This window comes from Streptomyces sp. URMC 126, assembly GCF_051386555.1.
GTDB lineage: Bacteria > Actinomycetota > Actinomycetes > Streptomycetales > Streptomycetaceae > Streptomyces.
Genome location: NZ_JBPQTX010000608.1, coordinates 1 through 1333, shown reverse-complemented (window position 1 = coordinate 1333; position 1333 = coordinate 1). Strand labels below are relative to the sequence as shown.

The 1333-nt window shown below is 72.8% G+C and carries 2 protein-coding genes and 1 pseudogene; 1 reads left to right on the top strand and 2 read right to left on the bottom strand.

Going from position 1 to position 1333, the window contains the following annotated elements; translation table 11 throughout:
- Together ACSNOK_RS33070 and ACSNOK_RS33065 are read right to left on the bottom strand one after the other, a co-directional pair.
- Positions 1-358 (bottom strand): annotated as a pseudogene (locus tag ACSNOK_RS33070) (hypothetical protein); the annotation flags it as partial.
- Entirely contained in the window at positions 355-891 is a 537-nt protein-coding gene (locus tag ACSNOK_RS33065) for a PH domain-containing protein (RefSeq protein ID WP_436784480.1), read from the bottom strand. The pseudogene ACSNOK_RS33070 and the gene ACSNOK_RS33065, both read right to left, overlap by 4 nt.
- Before the next feature lie 109 nt (positions 892-1000).
- On the opposite strand from ACSNOK_RS33065, the gene ACSNOK_RS33060 reads away from it, so the two are divergent.
- On the top strand, positions 1001-1333 hold a 333-nt coding region (locus tag ACSNOK_RS33060), incomplete at its 3' end, for a TetR/AcrR family transcriptional regulator (RefSeq protein ID WP_436784479.1).

The window sequence follows — 1333 nt, the reverse complement described above, 5'->3', positions numbered from 1 at the left end:
TGTGTATAAGAGACAGGTTTTCGGGGTGGTGGGCGCTGGGGTGCGTGTTCGGCGTGTTCGGCGTGTTCGTGTTTGTGCTGGTGATTGAGGTCGGGTCCGCGGCGGGAGGACGGTCGGTCGACGGCGTATGACGGCCGGTGGGTGCGTGACGGCTGCCGGCCCTGTGGCGGCCTCCGGGGCGCCGGGCCGCCGCCGAGTCGTCGGACGCGGTGCCCCAGAAGCCGTCACCGTCGTAGGTGCCGTAGCTGTTGTCTTGGCTGCTGCCGTAGTTGCCGTGACCGCCGTGGCCGGCGTACGCGTTGTCGCCGCGCAGGTCGGGTCCCTCCCGCCACGACCGCTGCTCGCCTGTCCCCGTCATGCCGCGTCCTCCCGTACGTACCGGACGGCCTGGCCGACGTGTTCGGCCATCCGCCGGGCGTCGTCCGCCGCCAGGCCGGCGATCTTCACGGCGCCCGCCGTGGAGGCGGTGGTGACGACGACGGTGGCGAGCCCGTAGTGGCGCTGGAGCGGTCCGACCGTCGTGTCGACGGTCTGCACCCGCGAGAGCGGCGCGATGCGACTGCGCTGCCAGAACCAGCCGTTCGCGGTGTAGACGGCGGTCTCGCCCACCTCCCACGCGTGGATCCGGTAGCGCCACGCGGGCATGGCCAGCTGGTAGCCGAGCGCGGGGACGACCAGCACGACCGCGACGAGCGGCGCGAGCCAGGGGAGGGCGCCGGGGAAGAGGAGCGCGGACAGCGTGAGCAGGATCGCCGCGGTCAGCAGCAGTGGTCCGCTGAAGGTGAGCAGCGCCTGCACCGCCCACCAGCGCCGGGCCCGGGGGTCGACGCGGTGGCGGGGCGGCCGGAGGGTGACGGGCGAGCCGCCGCCGCCCGTTCCGGTGGTGTGCATGGAGGTCCCCCTGGGACGACCGGGAACTTTTCCAGGTCAGTTGTATTGCTACCGTCATCGGTAAGGTATGGCAATACGACCGACTTGTAAAACGGAGGTGACCGTCGCGGTGCCGAAGCGCGTGGACCACGAGGAACGCCGGCGTCTGATCGCCGAGGCGCTGTGGCGCATCGCGAGCTCGCGCGGCCTGGAGGGTGCGAGCCTGCGGGACGTGGCCGCGGAGGCGGGCATCTCGCTCGGGCAGTTGCAGCACTACTTCGCGGGGAAGGACGAGATGCTCGTCTTCGCGTTGGAGCACATCACGGGCCTCGCCGAGGCGCGTATCCGGGCGCGGATCCTGGCCCTCTGGGGGGCGGGGGCCGAGGCCGGGGCCGAGGCCGCGTCCGGGACCGGATCCGGGCCGGGGCCCGGGGCCGGCGCCGACCCCGGCGCCCCCTCCAGC